2 protein-coding genes are annotated in these 2262 nt (G+C 75.3%); both read right to left on the bottom strand.

Features of this window, described 5'->3' with window-relative positions; all coding sequences use genetic code 11:
* On the bottom strand, positions 1–1037 hold a 1037-nt coding region (locus CCN44_RS41770; protein ID WP_086704451.1), incomplete at its 3' end, for a PucR family transcriptional regulator ligand-binding domain-containing protein.
* A 118-nt stretch (positions 1038–1155) separates the two neighbouring features.
* Positions 1156–2262, bottom strand: a 1107-nt coding sequence (locus CCN44_RS41765) for an ATP-binding protein (protein ID WP_086704449.1), incomplete at its 5' end; no start/stop codon positions are given.

Raw genomic sequence — 2262 nt, 5'->3', positions numbered from 1 at the left:
ACCAGTACGGCCTCTCCGGCGCGTGCCGCCGCGGACTCCACGGTCTCGGCGAGTTCCCCGAGGGGTTCGCCCGCCGTACCGAGCCCGGCGGCGGACTCCGACTCGGCGACGATCATCCGGAACGGGGCGTCCAGCAGCCCGCCGTACAGGTCCCCGGCGACGGCCCGGGCGTGATCCGGCTCCCCCGCGAGGAGCATGCGCAGCACCGCCGTACCGAGGCGCTGCTCCGCCGCGTGCAGGGAGCGGGAACGTTCGGTGGTGAGGGTGAGCAGAGCGATGGCGGAGTGCACGGCGTACCGCTCGGCGGTGCCGAGGGCGGCGGCGGTACCCACCGCGAGCGCGGCCCGCGGGCGCCGGCCGGTGCCGAGGGAGTGCAGCTCGACCCGGTCCTCGTGATCCGGTCCGCCGACCACGGAGGAGGCGGGGGCGGGCCGCTCCCGCAGCCGCTCCACCTCGGTGGTGAGCCGGGCGGCGCGGCGGCCGGCCCACTCCGGCGCGGCGGCGACGACGGCGCCCGAGGCGTCGTACAGCGCCGCCCAGCCGTCGACCTGGGCGGCGAGCACGCCGAGCACCCCCTCGGGGCCGGCGCCCAGGGCCTGTTTGGTCAGCTCGCGCTGGGCGGCGAAGCCTGCCGTGACGGCCCGGTACTGGTCGGCGGCGATGGCGGCGGAGACGGCCTTGCTGATGGCGAGGAAGGGGGTGCGGCGGGGCACCTCCAGCAGCGGCAGCCCCTCTTCCGCACAGGCGTCGATGAGCGCCTTGGGCGTCTCCTCGTAGTTCACCCCGACGGCGAAGCCGAGCCCGACGACACCGGCGCCGGCCAGCCGCCGCACGTACCGCCGCATGGCCTCCGGATCCTCCGCGTCCAGCTTGAGCGCGGTGATCAGCAGCAGCTCGCCGCCCTCCATGTAGGGCACGGGGTCGGCCAGCTCGCTGACGTGCGCCCAGCGGACGGGCACGTCCAGGCGGTCCTCGCCCGCGCGCACGGTCAGCTTGAGCGCGGAGTGGTGGACGAGCGAGGCGAGAGTCGGGGGCATGGGGCCTTCACGGTGAGGGGATCCGGCGATCGCGGTGATCTTTTGGCCGCCGTGTATGAACGGCCTACCGCGATTCTGCCTCACCGTACGACCCTCCGCTGGCCCTGGCGCCCGCCCCTCACCCCCGCAGATCCACCAGCAACGGCGGCGCGTGCTCCCCCTGCACGGTGGTCAACGACAACACGGCATGCCCCGCCGGCACCCCATGAGCCAACTCGGACGCCGACCAGCGCTCCCGCTCCACCTGACGCACGGTGACAGCGCGGGCGGTGGGCGCCTGGCCGGTGATGACCCGGCGCAGCATGTGCACGGCCTTGCCGGCCGGGGTCTCCGCGATGATCTGCCGGTCGGTGACGTCCCGGGCCTCGGTCCACTCCTTGCCCCACACCTCGGCGAAGTCCTGCCCGTCCCAGGGGGTGAGGCCGGCCAGCGCCACCCTGCAGCCCGTGGCACCGAGCAGCGGGCCGCGCAGCGGCCGGGGTACGTCGTCCAGGGTGCGCAGCGTGAGCACCGCACCGGCGTTGGCACTGCGCAGCCGCTGGATGCCGCGTACGGCCTCCGGTGTGACGACTCCGGTGGCGTCGTCGAGCAGCAGGCAGGCGAAGAGCGACCGGTCCTCCCGCACCGTCACGGAGGCCGTGAACTGGGCGAGCACCAGCCGGGCCAGGATCCGGGAGGCGTCGGCGTGGCCGCGCTGGGGCAGGTCGATGCGGACCCGTACGGGATGGTCGAGAGACCTGAGCGAGAACGGCCGGCTCTGCCCGGAGGTGTCGAAGAAGGCGGCGAAGGCGGGCCGGTCGAGCAGGGCGATCCGGTCGGCGAGGACCGTGCCGACGTCGCCCGGGTGGGCCATCTGCCGCTCCCGCGCGTCGAGTTCCCTGAGCAGGGACGCGTGCCCGGCGTCGGTCAGGCCCTTGCGCAGCGCGGCCAGCGGGCCGGGGGCGCCGTCGAGCAGCTGCCGCAGCTCCGGCACGGAGGGGAAGCGGTCGTGGACGGCGCGGAAGGGACCGAGCAGCTGGGCGAGGACGGTGGTGGAGCGGCGGCTGTCGCTGCCCGGGTGCGGGTCGGCGAGGTCGCCGACGAGGGCCTCGGCGAGTATGGCGGCGGCCTCGTCGGGGTCGGTGGTGCCGCCGTAGAGGTCGAGGTCGTACACGGAGTCGGGGTGGCCGACGCGGACGACGACGTCATAGGCCTCTGCCGGGCCGAGCCCGGCGCCCGCCGCGCC

The sequence above is a fragment of the Streptomyces tricolor genome (assembly GCF_002155905.1).
Classification (GTDB): Bacteria; Actinomycetota; Actinomycetes; order Streptomycetales; family Streptomycetaceae; genus Streptomyces; species Streptomyces tricolor.
The sequence above is the reverse complement of the archived record's forward strand: the minus strand, read 5'-3'. Positions and strand labels throughout refer to the sequence as shown.